The organism is Stenotrophomonas sp. Ste86 (genome assembly GCF_024519465.1).
In the GTDB taxonomy this organism is placed as follows: domain Bacteria; phylum Pseudomonadota; class Gammaproteobacteria; order Xanthomonadales; family Xanthomonadaceae; genus Stenotrophomonas.
The window spans coordinates 469,517-492,953 of record NZ_JALJRW010000001.1; the positions used below are offsets into that span (position 1 = coordinate 469,517).

18 protein-coding genes are annotated in these 23,437 nt (G+C 66.8%); 4 read left to right on the forward strand and 14 right to left on the reverse strand.

The genetic code is table 11. The features are described from left to right. Positions 1-7: 7 nt before the first annotated feature. From NR101_RS02170 to NR101_RS02185, 4 genes are all read right to left on the reverse strand, one after another. Positions 8-376 carry a hypothetical protein gene (locus NR101_RS02170; RefSeq protein WP_256774520.1) on the reverse strand — a complete coding sequence of 123 codons (369 nt, stop codon included), beginning with the start codon at positions 374-376 and terminating at the stop codon, positions 8-10. Positions 377-503: 127 nt separating this feature from the next. Beyond that, the gene (locus NR101_RS02175; protein ID WP_256774521.1) at positions 504-986 is read right to left on the reverse strand and encodes a LuxR family transcriptional regulator; all 483 of its coding nucleotides are present in this window, start codon (positions 984-986) and stop codon (positions 504-506) included. A 131-nt stretch (positions 987-1,117) separates the two neighbouring features. Then, positions 1,118-2,377, reverse strand: coding sequence for a cytochrome P450 (locus tag NR101_RS02180; RefSeq protein ID WP_256774522.1), 1,260 nt, complete (start codon positions 2,375-2,377; stop codon positions 1,118-1,120). A 359-nt stretch (positions 2,378-2,736) separates the two neighbouring features. Further along, on the reverse strand, positions 2,737-2,889 hold the full coding sequence (locus NR101_RS02185) for a hypothetical protein (protein ID WP_256774523.1): 153 nt from the start codon (positions 2,887-2,889) through the stop codon (positions 2,737-2,739). A gap of 58 nt (positions 2,890-2,947) precedes the next feature. Here NR101_RS02185 and NR101_RS02190 point away from each other — a divergent pair, with 58 nt between their 5' ends. Both NR101_RS02190 and NR101_RS02195 read left to right on the forward strand, forming a co-directional pair. Continuing rightward, positions 2,948-3,724, forward strand: a complete 777-nt coding sequence (locus NR101_RS02190) for a HipA family kinase (protein WP_256774524.1) — start codon at positions 2,948-2,950, stop codon at positions 3,722-3,724. Then, entirely contained in the window at positions 3,702-4,094 is a 393-nt protein-coding gene (locus NR101_RS02195; RefSeq protein ID WP_256774525.1) for a DUF3037 domain-containing protein, read from the forward strand. Before NR101_RS02190 ends, NR101_RS02195 begins: the two co-directional genes overlap by 23 nt. A gap of 7 nt (positions 4,095-4,101) precedes the next feature. On the opposite strand, the gene NR101_RS02200 is transcribed toward NR101_RS02195, so the two are convergent. The 8 genes from NR101_RS02200 to ligA all read right to left on the reverse strand — a co-directional run bounded on the left by NR101_RS02200 (position 4,102) and on the right by ligA (position 16,374). Beyond that, entirely contained in the window at positions 4,102-4,605 is a 504-nt protein-coding gene (locus NR101_RS02200; protein ID WP_256774526.1) for a DUF4952 domain-containing protein, read from the reverse strand. A 64-nt stretch (positions 4,606-4,669) separates the two neighbouring features. Further along, a complete protein-coding gene (locus NR101_RS02205; protein WP_256774527.1) occupies positions 4,670-7,186 on the reverse strand; it encodes a membrane-bound PQQ-dependent dehydrogenase, glucose/quinate/shikimate family in 2,517 nt (838 codons plus the stop codon). Between the two features lie 225 nt (positions 7,187-7,411). Beyond that, positions 7,412-10,135: a DNA gyrase subunit A gene (gene gyrA, locus NR101_RS02210; protein ID WP_256774528.1), complete on the reverse strand. Its 2,724-nt coding sequence runs from the start codon at positions 10,133-10,135 to the stop codon at positions 7,412-7,414. 347 nt (positions 10,136-10,482) lie between these two features. Beyond that, a complete protein-coding gene (gene mtnA, locus NR101_RS02215) occupies positions 10,483-11,544 on the reverse strand; it encodes an S-methyl-5-thioribose-1-phosphate isomerase (protein WP_256774529.1) in 1,062 nt (353 codons plus the stop codon). 43 nt (positions 11,545-11,587) lie between these two features. Then, complete coding sequence (locus tag NR101_RS02220; protein WP_256774530.1) at positions 11,588-12,340, reverse strand: DUF3011 domain-containing protein; 753 nt, start codon at positions 12,338-12,340, stop codon at positions 11,588-11,590. A gap of 132 nt (positions 12,341-12,472) precedes the next feature. Next, positions 12,473-13,417, reverse strand: a complete 945-nt coding sequence (epmA, locus tag NR101_RS02225; protein ID WP_256774531.1) for an EF-P lysine aminoacylase EpmA — start codon at positions 13,415-13,417, stop codon at positions 12,473-12,475. After that, complete coding sequence (locus tag NR101_RS02230; protein ID WP_256774532.1) at positions 13,414-13,899, reverse strand: GNAT family N-acetyltransferase; 486 nt, start codon at positions 13,897-13,899, stop codon at positions 13,414-13,416. Before NR101_RS02230 ends, epmA begins: the two co-directional genes overlap by 4 nt. A gap of 12 nt (positions 13,900-13,911) precedes the next feature. Then, positions 13,912-16,374: an NAD-dependent DNA ligase LigA gene (ligA, locus tag NR101_RS02235; protein ID WP_256774533.1), complete on the reverse strand. Its 2,463-nt coding sequence runs from the start codon at positions 16,372-16,374 to the stop codon at positions 13,912-13,914. Between the two features lie 136 nt (positions 16,375-16,510). Here ligA and NR101_RS02240 point away from each other — a divergent pair, with 136 nt between their 5' ends. Beyond that, a complete protein-coding gene (locus tag NR101_RS02240) occupies positions 16,511-17,626 on the forward strand; it encodes a pyridoxal phosphate-dependent aminotransferase (RefSeq protein WP_256774534.1) in 1,116 nt (371 codons plus the stop codon). Between the two features lie 149 nt (positions 17,627-17,775). After that, positions 17,776-18,297, forward strand: a complete 522-nt coding sequence (locus NR101_RS02245; protein WP_306175331.1) for a transposase — start codon at positions 17,776-17,778, stop codon at positions 18,295-18,297. 224 nt (positions 18,298-18,521) lie between these two features. On the opposite strand, the gene zipA is transcribed toward NR101_RS02245, so the two are convergent. Together zipA and smc are read right to left on the reverse strand one after the other, a co-directional pair. Continuing rightward, positions 18,522-19,259: a cell division protein ZipA gene (gene zipA, locus NR101_RS02250; protein WP_256774535.1), complete on the reverse strand. Its 738-nt coding sequence runs from the start codon at positions 19,257-19,259 to the stop codon at positions 18,522-18,524. Positions 19,260-19,302: 43 nt separating this feature from the next. Next, the gene (gene smc, locus NR101_RS02255) at positions 19,303-22,806 is read right to left on the reverse strand and encodes a chromosome segregation protein SMC (RefSeq protein ID WP_256774536.1); all 3,504 of its coding nucleotides are present in this window, start codon (positions 22,804-22,806) and stop codon (positions 19,303-19,305) included. Positions 22,807-23,437 lie beyond the last annotated feature (631 nt).

A 23,437-nucleotide genomic window follows, 5' to 3' on the forward strand; every position in this document is an offset into this window, starting at 1 on the left:
CGACTCGCTACTCCGGCGATCGCGGGCTGGTCGCAAAGGTATGCAAGGTGTCGCCCTGTAACATGAAAGCCAGTTGCAACGTCATCGGGTGCGTGGCGGTACCGCCTCTGGCCTGGGGATCGTCCGCCAAGCATTCGGTGAGGGGTGAGGCAACAGCAGTCTTCTCGCACTGAAGCATCAAATGGTGCGCGGCCGCGAACGCTTCCACCGCAGCACGGGATTTGCCCTGCAATGCAGCATCATCCACCTGCGCCTGCCAGTACGCCTCGCGCTTGCGCAAATTGGTGCCACCGGCCACTTCGTCGAACTGACCGGCTGCCCACAGCATCAGCGCACCGATGACCGTCAGCGCCAGATACGCAAATCCCTTTCCCATCCTTTCGCCCCGTGGCCATGTGGCCATGTGGCCATGTGGCCATGTGGCCGGCAAGATCGCATGCCGGCCACGGCTTGCCAATACGCCCGAAACGGGGGCCGTCAGGTCGCCACGGCTGAGCAAGCCATCACTCTCTGACGCGATCGAAATGTGCCGTCCGCAGCACCGGCTGACCGTCCCGGAAATAGGCCTCGGTTTCAGTCAGTACCTTGCCGTCGGCGCTGACGGTGTACACGCGGGTGGAGCGAGGAATGTTCTGGTAGATAAACTGCACCACCAGCACCCCGGGGGCCGGCATCTTTCCCGCCACGCGGTCCACCGCATAAGTGCCGGTGGCCGGGGCCGGCGTGCCATCCAGCGCCATGGTCGAGCTGGCCTCCAGTCGGTTGCCGCTGTGCTCGACGATGGCGACACGCGAGGACCATTTGCCTCCTGGCACTTCCGCAAACTCCAGGCTGACGCTCTGCGGGCGGGCATCCGCCGGCATCGGCAACGTTGCCACATCCAGCGTCCAGCGCCCTGCCAAGGGTGAACCCGCCCGGGGCGCGGCAGATGTCGAGGATGCCTGCAGCAGCACCAGTGCGAGTGATGCGGCGATGATCCTGTTCATATGACCTCTGTCGTGAGCCGGGTTGACCCCTGCCTTCTAGACCCCGCCAGGGGGCAGGTCAAGACGCGCCGCACGATGCCCGCCGCCGCCACGGCCGACCGGCGCACCGGCGGCCCCCTTCATGCGTACCGTCAGGCGGGACACGCGCGCGGCGACACCACGCCCTTGAAGTCGATTGGAATGGCAAACCCCTCCAGTTTCATCCACGGAGCGGGGTCAGCCTGAACCTGGATGTCAAAGTCACGGGTGATCAACGCACAGAAGAGCACCAGCTGCGCGTGCCCGACCGCACTGCCGATACACGCGCGTGATGAAAACCCGAAGGGCACATAGGCGCCCTTGTTGGGCTGACGGCGCGATGGCAGCCAGCGGTCCGGGTCGAACACGTCCGGCTGGTCCCAGAATTCGGGTGAATGATGCTGGTAGTACGAGGACAGCTCGTAGGCCGCGCCCTTCTTGATCGACACTCCTTCGGCATCGATGTCATGCCAGGCCGGGCGCCGCAGCGCGAACAACCCCGGCCACACCCGGATCGTCTCCTTGATGAAACGCGAGGTACACGGCAGCTCCCGCATCGGCAGCGTATACAGCGACTCGAGGCTGATCGCGGTGGTCTCGGCGCGGATCCGTTGCTGCCACTCCGGGAAGCGGTGCATCGCGTACAGCAAGCTGGCTGCGGTAATTCCGGGCAGTCCGGACATGCCAGCCAATACGGTCGAGATCAGGTAGGCCACGCGGTCCACGCCAATCCGCCCGACCAGAGGCAGCAGCGACTGCAGGAAATCATCATGCGGGGTGGCATCGCGCACCCGGCGCCTGATATGGCGCACCACGGTGCGCGCCGCCCTGCGCGAAAGATGGACATTCAGCATGCGGCGGAAAAAGGTGAAATCCTGCAGCACGATGCCGCTGTACCGGGTCTTCTGCTCGCCGATCAGCGCATCGGTATCGCGCGTGTCCATGCCATCGATCAACAATGGCAGCAGCGACTCGGAAATCGCCCACCAGCTTAGCTCGCTCAGGTCATGAACCCCACCGCAGCGCTGCGTAAGGAAGGCGTGCATCCGCAGATACAGCGCACGCATCTGTCCGGGTGCGGCCAGGCGACCGCCCTGCTCGCTCAGCAGCGCGCGTACCTCGCGCCACGCCACCGGCGGGGCAGAACCGCGCAGCCCGAGATAATCGATAAGCGAATCCGGCACCGTGTGCTGGTCGGTGTTCGCCTTGTCGACTTTCACCGCCAGGGCGGGATCGAAAATACCCACCACATCATTCTGGAACGTGAGGACCGGACCTTCCTGCCGGACCCGTTCCAGCAGATCATCAATGGAAATGACTTCCGTGCCTGCACCGCGATCCGCCATATGCCCTCCGAAGCCAGGGGTGGCCATCGACCACCCCTGGAAGTTCATGAAAACACGCGAAAACCGCTGCGCTTAGAAGATGATCCAGTAGATGTATTTCGAACGGATGCTCTGGGTCGGACTGTGCGAACGCAGATTGAGGGAAACCTGCAAGGCGCGAACAAGATTAGCCATGGTATGACTCCTTAGTTTCGTCGTGGTCCCAACATCGAATACCAGACAAGGCTTGCCTGGCGCCTCCTTGTATCATGCAAAACCCGGCGCGGCGGGCATTTCACCTCATTAAAACTCAGAGAATCAGATTCGCCCGAATTTCACTGACGAGCACTCATATTCACCGAGAAACTCATCACATTTTCATGGCCCTTCGAAAGCCGGCGCAGGCCTCATGGCACAGACTCGCGCCGGGCGCGGCCAAACGCTGGCGGCAGCGCCAGTCCCTGCATGTAGCGGCTCTGGGAGGACATCATCACGCACACCCGACCCTGCAGGCTCAGCGATTGCACAAACGCCGCATGCACCTCGATGAATCGAATCATGCACGCCGCTGCATCTGCCGGTGCTTCGGCCATTGACGCCACACGCTAGAATGCCCCCATGCGAACCGTGCACGCCCTGCGCTACATCACCCCACTCCGCGAAGGCGGCTCCCTGCCCGCCGTGGTCGAGACCGACGACGAGGGCATGGTGGTGCTCAAGTTCCGTGGCGCTGGGCAAGGTCCCAAGGCGCTGATCGCCGAGCTGATCGCCGGGGAGATGGCACGCAGCGTGGGGCTGCCGATCCCGGAGATCGTGTTCGTCGAGCTGGACCGCGAGTTTGCCCGCACCGAGCCGGATCCGGAGATCCAGGACCTGATCCGCGCCAGCGAGGGCCTCAACCTGGGCAGCGACTACCTGCCCGGCGCGATGAACTACGATCCGGCCGCGATGCCGGTGGACGCCGACCTGGCCTCGCGCATCGTATGGTTCGATGCCCTCACCAGCAACGTGGACCGCACCGCGCGCAACCCGAACCTGATGGTCTGGCACCGCAAGCTGTATCTGATCGACCACGGTGCGGCGATGTACTTCCATCACGACTGGGCCACTGCCGGCGATGCCTGCGAGAAGCCCTTCGTGCTGATCCGCGACCACGTGCTGCTGCCGTTCGCGACGAAGATCGCCGAGGTGGAGGCCACGCTCGCCGCCTTGCTGCCCGATGCGGAGATCGAGCGCATCGTCGCGCTGGTACCGGACAGCTGGCTGGTGGATGAGCCGTTGTTCGACAGCCCGGCGGCGTATCGCCAGGCCTACATCACCTATCTCAAGCGCCGCCTGCAGGTGCGTGCCGTCTTCGTCCAGGAGGCCGTCCGTGCCCACGCTGCACACCTATGACTATGCGGTGATCCGCGTGGTGCCCCGCGTCGAACGCGAGGAGTTCATCAACGTCGGAGTCATCGTGTCGTGCCCCGGGGCGAAGCATCTCGAGGCTGCGATCGAAATTGATCCGGCACGCCTGCACGCCTTTGCGCCGGCGCTGGATCTGGACGCGCTGCAGCCGTGGCTGGATGCGATCGTGGCGATCTGCCGTGGCGATGCCGGTGCCGGCCCGATCGCACAGCTGCCGGCGCGTGCGCGCTTCCACTTCCTCACCGCCAAGCGCAGCTCGGTGGTGCAGATGTCCAGCACGCACGTGGGCCGCACCGCTGATCCGCCTGGCGTAGTGGAGCACCTGCTCAACCGGATGGTGCGGGTGCCGCGCTAGCTGGATATCAGGGGCTTTTCCTTGTGACGCCCACGCGGATGTCGAAGCTGGGAATCTGCGTCCACTGCTCGCGCGGATAATGCAACGATTCCACGCCCATCCCGATTTCATAGGCCACGCTGCCCGCCCCTGCGCGCCAGACGTAAGGCGCGCCACTGCTCCAGCCGCAGCACAGGTAGCTCAGCGCGGGCATGCCGAAGGTCTGCTGCAGGTAGGTTTCAACCTCCGCCGCGGACGCGCCGCTGACCCGGTAGTGGGCCGTCATCGGCTGCAGGTAGGACGCGTCGTCCTGGTCGCAGCCGAGATACTCGACCGTGTCGGGCTTGCGTCCGATGGCCTGCAGAAAATCCTGGCAGACCGCATCGGGTCGCGCCAGGCCCTCGAGGCGGCCGTTCGCTTCCCAGTCGGCCAATGCCTCGGCCGACGTCCGAGCGCTGGCGGCGTCAACGATGAGTGCCAGCACGCACCACAGGGATCCCAGTAGACAACGCGCGGTGCTGGTCGTGCTCATGGTCGTTGGCGATAGCGTGAAGTGACCGCATCGTAATCGATACGGCCACTCCTGCCCTTGTCACTTACTTGGGCAACGCGTAGGCAATCACGTAGTCGCCGGCCGGGGTTTCCATGAAGTGATGCCCGCCGGCCATGATCACCACGTACTGGCGTCCGCCGAATGCGTAGATCATCGGGTTGGCCTGGCCGCCGGCCGGCAGCTTGGCGTGCCACAGTTCCTTGCCGGTCTTCAGGTCGATGGCGCGCAGCAGGTCATCGGTGGCTGCCGCGATGAAGATCAGGCCACTGGCGGTGACCACCGAACCGCCGTTGTTGGGCGTGCCGATCTCGATCGGCAGACCGGAACGGATGCCGAACGGCCCGTTGCCGCGCGCGCTGCCGAACGGGCGGTCCCACAGGGTCTTGCCGGTGCGCAGGTCGACCGCGCGGATGCCACCGTAGGGCGGCTGCTTGCAGAGCAGTTTGGTGAACGGCAGGCGCCAGCCGGCGTTGACGTCGATGGCATACGGCGTGCCGATCTGTGGATCGCCCGCGCCTTCGGCACCGCCCTTGTCGGCGCGCACATCCTCGCGCGGCACCCAGCCCAGCTTGTCGGCCTTGGCGCGGGGCACCAGCAGGTTGTAGTTGGGCATGTCGTTGTAGTTGGCCACGATCACCCCGCGACGCGGATCGACCGCGACGCTGCCCCAGTCCGACCCCCCGTTGTAGCCGGGGTATTCGATGGAATGACGATCGGCTTCCGGCGGGGTATAGAACCCCTGGTAGCTGGCCTTGCGGAACTGGATGCGGCACACCAGCTGGTCGATCGGAGTAATGCCCCACATGTCACGCTCGGTGAGGTCCGGCTTGCGCAGCGTGTGGTACAGCGAGAACAGCTGGGTCGGCGAGCGCTGTTCAGGCTCCACGCCACCGCCGGGCACCTTGCGCTCCTCGGCCGGGGTCAGCAGCTGGCCGGTGCGGCGGTCGAGCACGTACATGTCGCCCTGCTTGGTCGGCAGCAGCAGCGCGGGCACCTTGCCGGCGGCGGTCGGGTAATCGATCAGGGTTGCCTGCGAGCCCATGTCGTAGTCCCACACGTCCTTGCGCACGGCCTGGAAATGCCAGACCGGCTTGCCGGTGTTGACGTCGATGGCCACCAGCGAGGTGGCGTACTTGTTCTGGTTTTCGGTGCGCGAGCCACTCCAGTAATCGCCGGCCGAATTGCCCATCGGCAGGTAGACCAGGCCAAGCTGGTCATCGCCGGTGGCGGTGGTCCACATGTTCGGCGTACCGCGCGTGTAGGTCTTGCCGTGCGCGGGCAGGCCGGTCAGTTGCGGCTGGTCCATGTCCCACGCCCAGCGCAGCTTGCCGGTGACGGCGTCATAGGCCTGGATCACGCCGGACGGTGCATCGCGACGCTGGCCGTCGAGCACCTGGTGGCCGGTGACGATCACGCCCTGCACGATCGCCGGCGGTGAGGTGATGGACACATAGCCGGCCGGGCTGTCGCCCATGCCCAGGGTGATGTCGACCTGGCCGTTGTTGCCGAAGCCGGCGCATGGCTTGCCGGTGGCGGCATCCACCGCGATCAGGCGGCCATCGAGGGTGCCTTCGATGATGCGCGCCGAGCAGGCACCGCGCGGCAATTGGGTAAGCACGGGTACGCCTGGTGCGGCATTGGCCAGGTCGGCGGCCACGTCGGCATCGGCGCTGGCCTGTGCGGTGGCCGGCACCTCGTAGTACGACACGCCACGGCACGCGGCCGTGTACGGAATCGACTTGTCCTTGATTTTCGGGTCGAAGCGCCAGCGCTCGGTGCCGTCGGCGGCATTGAGCGCCACCAGCTGGTTGCGCGCGGTGCACAGGTACAGGCTGTCACCGACCTTGAGCGGCGTGGTTTCCGCGCCCCAGCGCTTTTCGGGCAGGTCGCCGGTGCGGAACAGCCAGGCCTGCTCGAGCTTGCCTACGTTGTCCGGGGTGATCTGCTGCAACGGCGAGAACCGGGTGGCCGCGTTGTTGCGCCCGTACGCCGCCCAGTCGCCGTCGGCCGGCTTGTCGGCCGGTTGCAGTGGCGCATCAGATGTGGGCGCCAGCCCGGTGTTGGTCATCGCATCGGGGAAGTCGCCCTTGGCGGCGGTGATGCCGTGCGGCACGAAGGCCAGCACGAACGCCGCCACGAACACCATCGCCAACACGCCGGCGAGGCTGCGCGACACCTTGCGCGACACCGGGCGGTCCAGGGTGGGCAGCAGCAGCGACAGCACGAAACCGATGCCGACGATCAGGCCCAGCCGCGGCACCCAGCGCCAGTAATCGCCGCCGGATTCCCACCATGTCCACAGCAGCGTACCTACGAAGACCAGGCCGAACCACAGCGCGCCGGCACGTCGATTGCCCCACAGCAGCACGCCGGACACCAGCAGCCCGATACCGGCCAGCACGTAGTACCAGGAGCCGCCGAGGCCGGCCAGCCAAGCGCCCAGACCGCCCAGCACCAAGCCAAGCAGGACCAGCACGATCGACAGGAGAGTGATCAGTCCGTGGCGCGTGCGCCGGACAGTGGCGGTCGGTTCGGGGGGGGTGACGGGGGAGGCGGACATCGTGGTCTCCAATCAAGGCGGCCGGGACGGGGCCCGGCCATTGGTGGAATGCCATCGCGGACGCAGTTGTCCGCTGGTTCGGGAGCCGTTATCCCACCGTCGCCGTGAAGTGCATGCGTTCTTTCAGCAGGCCGCCATGATCGGCAACCTGCGGGCCACAACCGCCGCACATGACGACGCCGGCACAAGGCCGGCGTCGTCGTGGCACTGCGCTGTTGGCGAAGATCAGCCCTGCGGCGTCTCGTCGCTGGTCGGCGCAGCGGTATCCGGTGCGGCGTCGGCCACGACCGCCACCCCATCCACCACCGCCTCGTCGTCTTCGATCGAGGCATCCATGCGTTCGACCGCCTGGAGCTTCTCGTCCTTGGACAGACGGATCAGGGTCACGCCCTGGGTGTTACGGCCCACGCGGCTGATTTCCGAACCACGGGTACGCACCAGGGTGCCGCCGTCGGAGATCAACAGCACTTCGTCGGCCGCGCCCATCAGCACCGCGCTGACCAGCTTGCCGTTGCGCTCGGTGGTCTGGATGCCGATCACGCCCTGCGTGCCACGGCCCTTGCGTGGGTAATCCGGCAGCGGGGTGCGCTTGCCGTAGCCGTTTTCGGTGGCGGTCAGGATGTACAGCACGCTGTCGTCATCGGCGCCGTTTTCGATCACGGCGTCGCCGTTTTCGATCACGACGTCTTCGACGTTGCCGTCATCCTCGGTCTCGTCCTCGTTGCCGCCCGCGCTCTCGGCCACGATCAGGCTGACCACTTCCTCGCCCTTGGCCATCTTGATGCCGCGCACGCCGGTGGCGGTACGGCCCATCGAGCGGACCTTGTCCTCGGCGAAGCGCACGGTCTTGCCGTTGGAGGCGAACAGCAGGATGTCGCGGTCGCCATCGGTCATGCCAACGCCGACCAGCGCATCGCCTTCGTCCAGGTTGATCGCGATCTTGCCGCGCGCCAGGCGGAAGGCGAACTCGCTGAGCGGGGTCTTCTTGACCGTGCCGTTGCGGGTAGCGAAGAACACGAACTGACGTTCGGCATACTCGCGCACCGGCAGCACTGCCTGCACCCGCTCACCGGGTTCCAGCGGAATCCAGTTGATGATCGGACGGCCACGTGCGTTGGAACCGGCTTCGGGCAACTGATGGACCGGCAGCCAGAACACCTTGCCGGCGCTGGTGAAGGTCAGCAGGGTGTCGTGGGTGTTGACCAGCCACAACTGCTCGATGAAATCCTCTTCCTTGGTCGACGCCGCGCTGCGGCCACGGCCACCGCGACGCTGTGCGCGGTAGGCACTGACCGGCTGGCGCTTGACGTAGCCGGCATGCGACAGCGTGACCACCACGTCTTCCGGGGCGATCAGGTCGAGGATGTCCAGGTCTTCTTCGCTGTGGCGGATTTCGGTGCGGCGCTCGTCGCCGAACTCGGTCCGCACGTTGATCAGCTCTTCGCGGATCACCTGCAGCAGGCGATCCGGATCTTCCAGGATGTGGATCAGCCCGGCGATGGTTTCCAGCAGCAGCTTGTACTCATCGGTCAGGCGCTCCTGCTCCAGCCCGGTGAGGCGGTGCAGGCGCATTTCCAGGATCTGGGTGGCCTGGATTTCGGTCAGCCGGTAGCCGCCTTCGATCAGGCCCACGCCCTTGGGCAGGTCATCCGGACGCGAGGCTTCGGCACCGGCGGCACCGAGCATCGACCCGACCAGGCCCGGTTCCCACAGACGGGCGAGCATGCGTTCGCGCGCCTCGGTGGGGTTGGGCGAGGTCTTGATCAGTTCGATCATCTCGTCGATGTTGGCCAGCGCGACGGTCAGGCCTTCCAGCACGTGCGCACGGGCACGCGCCTTGCGCAGCTCGAACACGGTGCGCCGGGTAACCACTTCGCGGCGGTGGCGAACGAACGCCTCGAGCATCTGCTTGAGGTTCATCAACTGCGGGCGGCCATCGACCAGCGCCACCATGTTGATGCCGAACACCGACTCCATCTGGGTCTGCTGGTAGAGGTTGTTCAACACAACTTCCGCCGACTCGCCGCGCTTGATCTCGATGAAGATGCGCATGCCGTCCTTGTCGGACTCATCGCGCAGCTCGCTGATGCCTTCGAGCTTCTTTTCCTTGACCAGCTCGGCGATCTTCTCGATCAACCGGGCCTTGTTCACCTGGTACGGGATCTCGGTGACGATGATCGATTCGCGGCCGTTGTCGGCCACTTCGACCTCGGCCTTGGCGCGGATGCGCACCCGGCCACGCCCGGTCCGGTAACCGGCCACGATGCCGGCGGTCCCGTTGATGATGCCCGCGGTCGGGAAGTCCGGGCCCGGGATGTACTCCATCAGGCCGTCGACGTCGATCTCGGGGTTGTCGATCAGCGCGATGCAGGCGTTGATCGACTCGGTCAGGTTGTGCGGCGGGATGTTGGTGGCCATGCCCACCGCGATACCGGCCGAACCGTTGACCAGCAGGTTCGGGAACCGGGTCGGCATGACCGTCGGCTCCAGTTCCTTTTCGTCGTAGTTGGGCTGGAAATCGACGGTTTCCTTGTCCAGGTCGGCCATCAGCTCATGGGTGAGCCGCGACATGCGCGCTTCGGTGTATCGCATCGCAGCGGCGGAGTCGCCGTCGACCGAACCGAAGTTACCCTGGCCATCGACCAGCATGTAGCGCAGCGAGAACGGCTGCGCCAGGCGCACCAGGGTGTCGTACACCGACTGGTCGCCATGCGGGTGGTACTTACCGATGACGTCACCGACGATACGCGCCGACTTGAAGTAAGGCTTGTTGGCGTGCGCGTTGAGTTCACTCATCGCAAACAGCACGCGACGATGCACCGGCTTGAGGCCATCGCGCGCATCCGGGAGTGCGCGGCCCACGATCACGCTCATCGCGTAGTCGAGGTAACTCTTGCGCATCTCGTCTTCCAGGTTGACCTGGATGATTTCCTTGGCGGTTTCTGCCATTCGGGTTCCGTTGTCTGGGTGCGGTCCAGTCCGCCGCGCCAGCCCTTTCGGGGCGGCCGCGTCGGAATCTCGATTAACCGTTGGATTCTACCACAACGGGCCGTTTTCCGCCGGCTTTTGCGGGGGTTTTACCGGCAAGAATCAGGAACTTACGCGGGCGTTGCGGGGTTCTGGGCACCCGGGGAGGAAACGCCCGGCCGGACCGCGCACCGTTCGGGGTGTGCGTGGAGCCGGCCAGCGGCCGGCACTACCGGGAATGGGCCAGCAATTGGCGCGGGGCCGGCGGCTCATGGCGCGCCGACCGGCAACCGGCATAACCCCGCATGCGGCGCAGCCGAAGGGGCTGCTCAGCCGAACGCGGCGCGCATGTTCGTCGAGTTCGGGCTCAGGATGACCCCGCGCTCGGTCACGATGGCATCGATCAGGCTGCCCGGGGTGACGTCGAACACCGGGTTCCAGGCGGCGATGCCCTCGGCCACGGTGCGCGTGCCCCCTACCCCGTACAGCTCGCCCGGGTCGCGCTGTTCGATCTCGATCTGGTCGCCGTCGGCGGTGTCCATGTCCACCGTGGAGGACGGCGCCACCACCATGAACTTGACCCCGTGGTGACGGGCGGCAATGGCCAGCTGGTAGGTGCCGATCTTGTTGGCGGTATCGCCGTTGGCACAGATCCGGTCGGCGCCGACGATCACCCACTGCACCGCGCCGGTCTTCATCAGGTGCGAGGCGGCCGAGTCGGCGATCAGGGTGGCGTCGATGCCGTCCTGCTGCAGCTCCCACACCGTCAGGCGCGCGCCCTGCAGCCACGGCCGGGTCTCGCCGGCGAAGACCTTGGCGATGCGGTGCTGGGCCATGCCGGCGCGGATCACGCCCAGCGCGGTGCCAAACCCGGCGGTGGCCAGCGAGCCGGTGTTGCAGTGGGTCAGCACGCCGCTGCCGGCCTCGATCAGGCCGGCACCGAGCGCGCCCATGTGGCGGTTGGCGGCCAGGTCTTCTTCGGCGATGGCCTGGGCTTCGTTGGCCAGCACCTGCCGCCAGTCCGCGCCGGCCGGGGCCAGTGCGCGACGCATGCGCGCCAGTGCCCAGGCCAGGTTGACCGCGGTCGGGCGCGAGGCATTGAGGCGCTGCAGCGCCGGTTCCAGCTTGGCCAGCGCCTGGGCGCCGTCATCGGCCTGCACGGTGCCTGCCGCCAGCACCACGCCCCACGCCGCGGCAATGCCGATCGCCGGCGCGCCGCGCACGGTCAGGGCGTGGATGGCTTCGGCCACCGCATCGCTGTCGCGGCATTCCACGTGCTCCACCACGAACGGCAGCTTGCGCTGGTCCAGCAGTTGCAGGGAATCGCCGGTCCACAGGATCGGGCGGATGTGGTCGTAACGGGCGTAGTCGATGTCGGTGGATGCGTTCATCGCATCATTGTAGCGGGGCGCCCGCGTACCGCCATCCCGCGGATCAGTTGACCTGGAACTCGGCCCGGCAGCCGTTGTCGACCCACACCCCGCGCGCGTCCCAGCCCCAGCCGCGACCTTCTTCGCAGGCGCTGCCGGACAACTGCTTGGACAGCCGCACCCCCTTGCTGATGGTGGCCCCGCAGAAGCGGCGCTGGCGCGACTTGGACTCGCATACGAGGGTGCGCGGCATGTCCAGGAAGCCCGAGCCATCGGTGGCGCCCACTTCGAAGTCGCCCTGGCAACCGCGCGTCACCCACACTTCATTGCGGCGCACGCCCCAGCTGTGGCCTTCGCGGCACGGCATCGACGACAACTGCCGCAGCAGGCGTACCGGCGCGCCCTGCAGCACTACCGGGCAGTTCTGCGGGCGTCCGTTGGATTCGCAGCGCAGTACGCGGCGCACTTTGCGATCACCGGTCTCGGCGCTGCTGCCGGCCACGCGGCTGCGGAACTCGGCACGGCAGCCCAGGGTCACCCACACACCGGAGCGGTCGGTACCCCATTCGGTGCCGCGGATGCAGCTGTTGTTGGACAACTGGCGGACCAGATCCACGCCATTGGCGACGGGCATGTCGCAGTGCACCCACTCCATGTCGCGCGACTGGCAGCGCACCACCTGGCCGGCATACCCGGTCTCGGCGGCACTGGCGGCAGTCACCGGCAGCACCGCGCTGCACAACACCAACGTCCACCACGTCCACGTCCAGCGTGGCGCGCTCCACAGCGGCAGGTCCGCAACGTCCAACAGCTTCATCAACACAGTCCCCGCCGCACATGAACGATCACATGACCAGCTTGGGTCATGCAGTGTGATCAGAGCATCATCATGCAGGCCGCGCAAGACACCCGTGCGTCGAAAAATGCCGCCAATGGCCTGCCTAACCGTTCAGGCATGCGCGAAGTCGATGGTCAGTACATCAGCAATCCGAAGGGTGCGGTTCAGCGCCATCAACAAGCGGTCAACGCCGACCGCCACGCCCGCGCAATCGGGGAGTCCGGGCAACGCTGCCAGCAGTGGTTCGTCCAGGGGCGGCAGCACGTCGCCCCGCGTACGACGGGTGGCCAGGTCGCGCTCGAAGCGCGCACGTTGTTCAGCTGCATCGTTCAGCTCGTGATAGCCGTTGGCCAGCTCCACCGCGCCCAGGTAGAGCTCGAAACGCTCGGCCAACGGTGGCCTGCCCGGCCGAACGCGCGCCAACGCCGCCTGGCTTGCCGGCCAGTCATGTACGACCGTCATCGTGTCGTCATCGAAGCCCGGTTGGATGCAGTGGGTCATCAACAGGTCCAGCCAGTCGTCGCGGGTAAGTCCGTCGGCGTCGATGCGGATGTCCGCCAGCGGGGCCTGCAACTGTTCCAGGCTCGCATCGAAGGGGTCAATCTCCAACGCCCGCTGGTAGAGGCCGCGATAGTCGATGACGCGCAGCGTGGCGGTGCGCTGCACCAGGCCCAGCGCGGCGCGGACCAGCGCGGCGGTTTCTTCGATCAGGCGATGATGGTCCCAACCGACCCGGTACCACTCCAGCAGGGTGAACTCGGGATTGTGGCGGCCACCGGCCTCGCCGTTGCGGAACACCCGGCCCAGTTCGTAGCAGTCGCCCACACCGGCGGCGAGCAGGCGTTTGAGCGGGTACTCGGGTGAGGTGCGCAGCCAGCGCTGCGCACTGCCGGCATCGACATGACCGCTGAAACGGGTGTGGAAGCTGTCGATGTTCGGTTCGGTGTTGCCGGCCGCCGACAGGATCGGGGTTTCCACTTCGAGCACGTCGCGTTCGGCGAAGAATGCGCGGATGAGCGCGTTGAGCGCGGCCCGCTGGCGCAGCGCGGCGATCATGCGCGCGCGTCCTTGAGCCGCTCGGCCAGCGGCAGGGTCAGCAGATCGCGGGTGTCATCGACGTAGCCGGTGGCCAGGTAAAGCCGCCGCGCCAGTTCGTTGTGGTGGTTCACTTCCAACCGCATGCGCTCCACGCCGCGCGCGTTGGCACGTTGCTCGAGCACGGCCAGGGCCTGCTTGCCACGGCCACGACCGCGCGCGGCATGGCTGAGATACAGCTCGTCCAGCAGCGCGAAATGACCGCCCTGCTCCAGGCTGAACCCCATCGCCAGCGCGGCATAGCCCACCACACTGCCGTCTTCGGACAGCCACAACAGCACTTCACCGTTGCGCGGGTCTTCCAGCAGGGCGGCCAGCGCGCGGCGCACGCGCGCATTGTCGAAGTCCAGTTTGTCCTCGGCGTAGAAAGCGCGCATCAATCCGATCAGCAGTTCGGTGTCGGCGACGGTGGCCACGCGGAAGTCCAGGGGTGCGGTCTGCATGCGGTCTCTCTCTCAGTGCTGTGCGAGGAAGGCGACCAGACGGTCTTCGTCCCACACATCGATGCCCAGTTCTTCGGCCTTGGTCAACTTGGATCCGGCTTCGGTGCCGGCCACCACGAAGGCGGTCTTCTTCGATACGCTGCCGGCGACCTTGGCGCCCAGCGCTTCCAACCGCGCCTTGGCCTCGTCACGGGTCATCTGCGAGAGCGTGCCGGTCAGCACCACGGTCTGCCCGTCGAGCGGGCCGGCGGCCTGTTCGGCCTGTTCCGGCGCGCGCGCCAGCAGCTGCTGGCGGTACTGCTCGGCCTTGAGCAGCATCGGACCATGGCCCTCGCGATCCAGCCAATCGGCAAGACCGAGGGCCACCTCGTTGGGCAGCCCGGCGGCGACGAAGCGGACCGGTTCGGCGTCCATCACCGCGGCGGCATCGGGCAGCATGCTGGCCAGCTTTTCAGCGCGCAGGCGGGTGATGCCGGGGATCTCGGCCTCGACCAGCAGTTGGGCGAAATCCAGTCCGTCACGCAACTTCGCCGACGGCGGATGGGTGTCGCCGATGCGCACCTGACCAACCTGCAGCAGGGCATCAATCGCCTCCTGGTTGCCGGGCTGTTCAAAGAAGTGGCCGAGCGAGCGCGCCACTTCGCCGCCGATATCCGGCACGCGCTTGAACAGCGGCCACGGCAGATGACGGATCAGCTCGAGATCGCCGAACCAAATCGCCAGTGCCTTGGCGGTGCTTTCGCCGACATGCTCGATGCCGAGCGCAAACAGCAGGCGCTCCAGCGTGGTGTCGCGGCTGGCGTCGATCGCAGCGATCAGCTTGTCGGCCCACTTGGTGGCGATCTTCTTCGTGTTCCAGGTGAACGCTGCCGGCATCGCCAGCGCACGCGCGCGCCAGCCCTCGTCATTGCCGTCCAGCTGCAGAATGCTGCGCAGGTAGTGGCCACTGCCTTCCGGCGGCAGGTGCAGGCCGATCTGCGCGGCCAGCGCGTCCGGCGATTCGGCATCGAGCACCAGCTTGAGCTGCAGCAGCTGGTCGCGGGTGATCCGGTACAGGTCGGCCACGCCGCGCACGATGCCGGCGTCGACCAGGGTTTCGATGTACTTGCCGCCGAGGCCGTCGATATCCATCGCGCGGCGTGAGGCGAAGTGCGCGATCGCTTCCTTGCGCTGCGCCGGGCAGCTCAACTCGCCCGAGCAGCGCCACGCGGCCGCATCCTCCTCGCGCACGATCTCCGAACCGCACACCGGGCAGTGGCTGGGCATGCGCCATGGCGTGGTGTCGGCCGGACGGCCGTCGGCGATCACGCTGACCACTTCGGGGATCACATCGCCCGCGCGGCGCACGATCACCGTGTCGCCCACGCGCACGTCCAGGCGCTCGATCTGGTCGGCGTTGTGCAGTGTGGCGTTGGACACGATCACCCCGGCTACCGCGACCGGGTTCAGACGCGCCACCGGGGTGGCCGCGCCGGTGCGGCCGATCTGGATTTCGATCGCCTCCACCGTGGTGGTCTGTTCCTGCGCGGGGAACTTGTGCGCGATCGCCCAGCGCGGTGCACGCGAGACGAAGCCCATCTGTTCCTGCCCCGCGCGATCGTCCAGCTTGTAGACCACGCCGTCGATATCGAAGGCCAGGCCGTCGCGGCGCTCGCCGATGTCGCGGTAGTACGCCAGCAGGCCGTCGCTGCCCTCCACCACCCTGCACAGGTCGCTGACCGGGAACCCCCACGCGCGCAGCTGCGCCAGCGTGGCCGAATGCGTGGGCGGCAGTTCACCGCCCTGCACTTCGCCGGTGCCATAGGCATAGAAGCTGAGCTTGCGCCGGGCGCTCATTTTCGGGTCGAGCTGGCGCAGCGAACCGGCCGCGGCGTTGCGCGGGTTGGCCAGCACCTTGCCGTCATGCAGGCGGGCCTGTGCGTTGTAGGCCTCGAAGTCGGCGCGAGCCATGTAGACCTCGCCGCGCACTTCCAGCACCTCGGGCCAGCCCTCGCCGGTAAGCACCTGTGGAATCACCGCGATCTGGCGCAGGTTGGCACTGACGTCCTCACCGGTCGCACCATCGCCACGGGTGGCGCCCTGCACGAAACGCCCATCCTCGTAACGCAGGCTGATCGCCAGGCCATCGAGCTTGGGTTCGGCGGAGAAGTACAGCGCATCGCGGCGCAGGCGCTCGCCGATGCGGCGCACGAAATCCTGCACCTCCTCATCGCTGAAGGCATTGCCCAGCGACAGCATCGGCACCGCATGGCGTACCTCGGCAAAACGTGAGGACGCCTTGCCGCCCACGCGCTGGGTCGGCGAATCGGCCTGGGCCACCTCCGGATGGGCCAGCTCCAGCGCTTCCAGCTCGCGCACCAGGCGGTCGTACTCCGCATCCGGGATCAGCTGCTCGTCGCGCTCGTGGTAGGCCTTGCCGGCGTCGTCGATCTGTCGGCGCAGCGCCTCGGCACGTTCAGCGGGGCTGGGGCTCATGCGGGAAGCATCCTGAAGGGGCAGTAGATTTTATGGCCTGCCGCCCCCGGCAGCCACCCTGGATGACGGCCCCGCACGCTTGCCGCCGCCGGGTAGCGGCGCTAGCGTGCGCGAAGTCCCTTCCCGCAGGTGCCGTGTGACCGTTCCCGCTCCTACCCGCCGCGCGTTCCTGCAACTGGCCGGCACCGGCCTGGCCCTGTCCGGGCTGGGTCTGTCCACGGCAGCCGCTGCCACCCCGCGCACCGCAGCGGCGGCCGGCCCGGTGCTGCTGAACTTCAACGAATGCCCGTATGGCCCGGCACCGGCGGCGCAGGCGGCCGCGCGCGACATCGTCGCTGGCAGCGGCCGTTACCTGTTTGCGCTGGCCAGCGAACTGCGCGATGTGTTTGCCCGGCAGGAAGGGCTGGGCAAGGACCAGGTGCGGCTGTATCCGGGTTCCAGCGAACCGCTGAATCGGGCGGCGATCCTGTGGACTTCGTCCAGCGCCGGCCTGGTGGTGGCCGACCCCACCTTCGAAGCGCTCGGCAACCTGGCCGCCGCGCGTGGTGCAACGGTGGCCAAGGTGCCGCTGCGCGACGACGGTGCCCACGACGTCCACGCGATGGCCGCCGCAGCAGCGCGGATCAACGCCGGGCTGCTGTACCTGTGCAACCCCAACAACCCGACCGGCTCGATCACCCCGGCGGCGGACATTGCCTGGCTGCTCGCCAACAAGCCCCGGCAGACCCGCGTGCTGGTCGACGAAGCCTACCTGCAGTACAGCGAGCAACGCTCGGTGATCGGCCAGGTGATGCAGCGCGACGATGTCATCGTGCTGCGTACCTTCTCCAAGTTGTACGGCATGGCGGGGCTGCGCCTGGGCGTGGCCGCCGCGCACCCGGACCGGTTGCAGGAACTGGCCAGCCTGGGCGACAACCCGCTGCCGGTGACCGCGCTGGCGGCCGGTCTGGCAAGCCTGCGCGCGCCGACGCTGGTGGCCGAACGCAAGGCCGAGAACGCGCGCGCGCGCCGCGCCACGATCGAGTGGCTGGGCGCGCGCGGTTTCAGTTGCGTGCCGTCCGAAGCGAATTGTTTCGTGGTCGATGTAAAGCGCGACGGCACCGCGTTCACCGCCGCGATGGCCGAACGCGGCGTGGTCATCGGCCGCAGCTGGCCGATCTGGTCGCAGCGGGTGCGGGTGACGGTGGGCACCGAGGGTGAGATGGCGCGGTTCCGCGAAGCGTTCGCGGCGGCGGTGGGCGCTTCGTCCTGACGGTAGACGCAGCCGAGCATGGCTCGGCTCTACCTCGGGGCGTGCCGCAGGTAGAGCCGAGCCATGCTCGGCTGATCGCTCCGCCGCGACGCCCCATCCACGGGTAGAGCCGAGCCATGCTCGGCTGATCGCCATACGACATCGCACAGATGTCCGACAACAGATCGGGCACCAGGCCGATCAACGCGCGGCTGCCAAACGGGCAACGTGTGGCGATGACCAGCCCTCGACTGCAGATTGGACGCCACTCTGAAATCGCCCAGGTCTATGCGGTCACCACCGTGACGCTGGGTAGAGCGCCACTTTTCAAAGAACCCGACAACGCCGCGGTCATCATCGATGCCCTGCGATTTGTCGACGCAACGAAACGCACGTGTTCACTGGCGTGGGTGGTGATGCCGGACCATGTGCACTGGATGTTCCAGTTACGCAGCGGGACGCTTGCCGCCTGTATGCAGATGTTCAAATCCCGCAGCGGCCGTCTGCTGAACCAACGGCTCGGACGCGGGGCGCCGCTGTGGCAGCCAGGGTACTTCGACCACGCGGTGCGGTGCGATGAATCGCTCCGTCGGCAGGCGGTTTATATCGCTGCCAATCCAGTTCGAGCGGGACTGGTCGGCAGATTGGGGGAATACCCCCATGCATGGTGCCGCTGGCCATTGCAGGAATGAGCTGGACAATCAGCCGAGCATGGCTCGGCTCTACCGTCCGCCGCCCCTTCCCGGGGTAGAGCCGAGCCATGCTCGGCTGCACCACCGTCCGTCGTTGCACGTCGCCGCCCTTTCCCGCGGTAGAGCCGAGCCACGCTCGGCTGCACCACCGTCCGTCGTTGCGCGCCGCCGCCTTTCCCGGGGTAGAGCCGAGCCATGCTCGGCTGCACCACACCCGGCCCGCCTTACCAGCGCGGTGCCTTGGTCAGCGGCGGGGCCTGGTGCTGGCGGTCGTAGGCGCGCAGTTCGTCGCGGATGTGCGCGACACGCTGGCGGCCGAGCGTGGCGCGGCTGTCATCGAGCACCACGCCGTCCAGCAGTTCGCCCATGCGTTGCACGGTCGGCAGCATCTTTTCCCAGGCGTCCAGCGCGGTCAACGGCGCCGGCAGGGTCAGGAAGAAGGCGATCGCCGGGGTTTCCATCTCGCGGATGTTGGCCATGTCGAAGCTGCCCGGCTTCATGATGCTGGCCATGGAGAAGATCGGGCCGCGCTCGGGATGGCCTTCGACCAGGCGGTGAAACACGTTCATGTGGCCAAACACCAGGCCGGTCTTTTCCGCTGCCACCACGATATCTTCGCCGCGCAACTGTTCGCCGGCGCGGGCGGCCACGAACAACGACACGATCTTGTCGAAATCCTGGTTGGCGCGCTTGCCCAGATCGCTGGCGGCGGCGCCATCGACATCCGGCAGCCCCAGTTCGGCCTGGGTCACGCCATCTTCGCCGACGCCGCCGACGGTGCCGGACTCGCCGGTGTCGCCGTCACCCAGGCTGGGCTCACGGCGCTGGCCGGTGCTGCCCTCGGGCGCATCGACGCGGCGGCCCTGGGATTTTTTCTTGGGTCGGCCAAACAGGAAGATCGCAGCGATCAACAGCAGGCCGGCGGCCAGGATGCCGATGCGGAGCAGTGCCATGTCGGACATTCGGGGGGTCTCCGGCTAAATACGTTCAGATAAGCATGGCACGTCAGGCGGCGCCCGCCAATCGTGCGGCTTCTTCAAGGTCCACGCTGACCAGGCGACTGACGCCCGGTTCACGCATGGTCACGCCCGACAACTGGTGCGCCGCTTCCATCGTGGCCTTGTTGTGACTGACAAACAGGAACTGCACTTTCTCGCTCATCTCCTTGACCATATTGGCCAGGCGGCCGACGTTGGCTTCGTCCAGCGGCGCGTCCACTTCGTCCAGCAGGCAGAACGGCGCCGGGTTGAGCTGGAAAATCGCAAACACCAGCGCCACCGCGGTCATCGCCTTTTCGCCACCGGACAGCAACGAGATACTCGACACGCGCTTGCCCGGCGGGCGCGCCATGATGGCCACACCGGTGTCGAGAAGGTCTTCACCGGTCAACTCCAGATAGGCGTGGCCGCCGCCGAACAGACGCGGATAGAGCTGCTGCACGCCGGCATTGACACGGTCGAAGGTGTCCTTGAAGCGGCCACGGGTTTCGCGGTCGATCTTGCGGATGGCGTCTTCCAGCGTTTCCAGCGCGGTGGTCAGGTCGGTGTTCTGCGCATCCAGGTAGTCCGAACGCTGCGCGGCTTCGCCGTACTCCTGGATCGCCGCCAGGTTGACCGGCTCGAGCCGGCGCATGCGCCCGTCGATCTGATGCACGGCCTGCTCCCACTCGGTGGTGCGGGCGTCGTCGGGCAGGCTGTTGATGACGTCCTGCAGCACGAAACCGGCCTTTTCCACCGATGCGGTGAGCTGATCGGCACTGAGCACCAGCGCCTGCTGGTCCAGTTTGCGCTGGGAAATGCGCTCACGCTGGGCCAACGCCTGTTCGTCGCGCTGGTGGCGGGTCTGCTCGAACGTGCGCAGCTCGGCGTCGATGCCGTCAAGCATGGTGCGCGCTTCGGCCAGCACACGATCGGCACGCACGCGCTCGCCGAGCGCGTTCTGGTGTTGGGCTTCCAGCGCCTGCACCGGTGAATCGCCGTCATCGAGCTGCGAATGCAGTTCGCCCAGGCGCGAATCGAGCTGCCCGCGCTGGGTGCTCATCCGCTCCAGCGCCTGGCTCAACGCACTGACCTGAGTGCGCTGCGATTCCAGCGTCAGCGCCAGCGAGTGCGCACTGTCGCGCACGTTGCGGGCCGCATCACGGGCCTGGTCGCGCGCGTCGGTGAACTGGCGGCGCTCGGCCTCCAGCGCGTGCCGCACCGATTCCAGATCGCCCATACTGCTGACCGCATCATCCAGTCGCGAGCGCGCTTCGCGCACCTGTTCGCGGCCGGCGTCGAGGGTTTCCAGCAACTGCGAGAGTTCGCCTTCGATGCGATCGATGCGGGTACGCGCGGCCTCGACCTTGCCCTGCTGGCTCTGCAACTGGCCACCCAGTTCGGAGACGCTGCGGTGGGCCAGGTAAAGCTGGCGCTGCGCGTCTTCGCGCTGCTGTTCGCCGGCCAGCAGCTGGTCACGGAAGCCGGCCAGACGCTCTTCCAGTTCGGCTTCGCGCTCCTGCAGGGTATCGATCTGCTCACGCAGGGTGACGATCTCGCGTTCGCGCAGCAGCGCGCCCTGCTTGGCCGCGCCGGAGCGCGAGACGCGCACCCAGCCTTCGCCCAGACGTTCGCCACTGCGGGTAATGACCGAGTCGCCCTCGCCCAGCGTGGCCTGCAACGCACGCGCCTGGTCGAGGTCGTCGGCAGCGTGCAGGCGCGCCAGCAGACGGCGGATCGCGGTCGGCCCCTGCACCTTGGCGGCCAGCGAGGTCGGTGCGACCTGCAAGGCGTCCTGCGCATCGGAGACCAGCGCGATGCGCCCCTCACCGAGTTCGGCCAGTTCGCCGACCAGGCGCTCGGGCGCATCGACCAGCACGCCTTCGATCAGCTGGCCAAGCGCGCTCTCCACCGCGTTTTCCCACCCGCTTTCAACGCTCAGCCGCTCGCCGACGCGTGCGCCGGAGTCCAGTCCGCGTGCCTTCAGCCATGCCACCGCCGCGCCCTGCTCCTGCCCGAGTGCGGCCTGCTGCAGGGTTTCCAGCGAGGACAGGCGACCACGTGCGGCCTGCGTCTGCTTGCGGATGTCGGCCAGTTCGGACTGGCCGCTGCGCTGGCGGTCCTGCAGGCCGGCGACGGCGTGCTTGCGTTCTTCGACCTGCTCGTTGAGGCCGTCCAGCGAGGTTTTCTGGGTTTCGTGCTGAAGCTGCAGTTCTTCGAACACCTGCGCCAGCGCATCCAGGTCCAGCCCGGCGCGTTCGGCGACCAGCGCTTCGCGGCGGCGATCGGCTTCGAGCACCTGGCGGTCGAGGTAGTCCACGCGGGTGCGTTCGACTTCGCCGGCACGCGAGGCCTCGGAGGTACTGCGGGTGTGGGCCTCCCAGCGCGCCTGCCAGTCGGCCAGACGGGCCTCGGCGTCGCGCAGGGCTTCCTGCTTGATTTCGTTTTCTTCCTGCAGCTGTTCGAGTTGGGGCTCGGCCAGTTCCACCGACTCGCGCAGCACCTGCAGCTTGGCTTCATCGCCGCTGATGTGGTGGCCCAGTTCGGCCAGCGCCTGCTGGGTTTCGTCGCGGGCCTTGTGCAGGCGCTGGGACATCTCGCGCTGGTGCTGGATCTGCTGTTCGAGCCGGGCCAGGGTGCTGCCGACCTGGTAGACCTCGGCCTGGGCGGTACTGAGCGCGTCGGACGCTTCTTCGCGGCGGACGCGGCTGGTTTCGATGCGGGCTTCGGCGTCGCGCTGTTCGGCGATCAGCTGCTGCAGGCGGGTTTCTTCCTGCGAGAGCGCTTCGCGCAGGCCGCCCAGGCGTTTGTCCAGGCCACGGAATTCAAGCGCCTTCCACTCGGCATCCTTGACCTTGCGCTCTTCCTGCAGGGCCTGGTACTGCTCGGCCTGGCGCGCCTGGCGCTTGAGGTGTTCAAGCTGCTTGCCGATTTCTTCGCGCAGGTCGTTGAGGCGGTCGAGGTTCTCGCGGGTGTGGCGGATGCGGGTCTCGGTTTCCTTGCGGCGTTCCTTGTACTTGGAGATGCCGGCGGCTTCTTCCAGGTAGACGCGCAGGTCTTCGGGTCGGGCTTCGATGATCTGGCTGATCATGCCCTGTTCGATGATGGAGTAGCTGCGCGGGCCGAGGCCGGTACCGAGGAACAGGTCGGTGATGTCGCGGCGGCGGCATTTGGTGCCGTTGAGATAATAGTTGCTGCTGCCGTCGCGGCTGACCTGGCGCTTGACCGATATCTCGTTGAACGAGGCGTACTCGCCGGTGATGGTGTGGTCGGTGTTGTCGAAAATGAGTTCGACGGTCGCCTGGGAGACGGGCTTGCGCGCGGAGGAGCCGGAGAAGATGACGTCGGTGAGCGAGTCGCCGCGCAGGCGGCTGGCCGAGCTTTCGCCCATGACCCAGCGCACGGCGTCGATGATGTTGGACTTGCCACAGCCATTGGGGCCCACCACGCCGGTCATGTTGGTCGGCAGGTGCAGGGTGGTCGGGTCGACGAAGGATTTGAAACCGGACAGCTTGATCGTGGACAGACGCATGGCGTGGTTGGTTTCCGGGGCAAGGGCCTGAAGCGACCCCCGCCAGGGTGGATGTCGGGGCGATTCCCACCCTCAAGCCATTGATGTTGCAGGGTTTCAATGGCCCCAAGGGCGACGCGATAGCCTGAGTATAACGGGGGCGGTGTTTGGTGGGGGTGGGGTGGTTTTTAGAGGCGTAAAGGCTTTGAAGCCTTAGAGCCGAAGCCAAAGCCGAAGCCAAAGCCAAAGCCAAAGCATGGTTACTGGCTTCTGCCGATTGCGGGGCGGTATGGGTGGGGGCGCGGGACACGCCGTGAACCCATCCATGGCGCCCGACGGTCCCGCGCCCCCACCCATACCACCCCGCCGATAGAAGGCTGGTGGCCATGGGAACGGCAGAGCCAAGCGCGCATGCGTCTTGCGACCCTGTGAGAGCAATTTGGGAGGTAAGGAGGTAAAGAGCTAAGGAGCTAAGGAGCTAAGGGGGTAAGGGGGTAAGGGGGTAGGAAGGTAAGGGGGAAGTAGAGAAAGGAGGGAAATAGAGAAAGGAGCAGGTGTAGAGCCACGCCATGCGTGGCTGCCGTTGCCCTTCCCTCAACCCCCTCCCCTCTTTCCCCACCCCACATTCCAAATTCCCACCACCCCGCCCCTG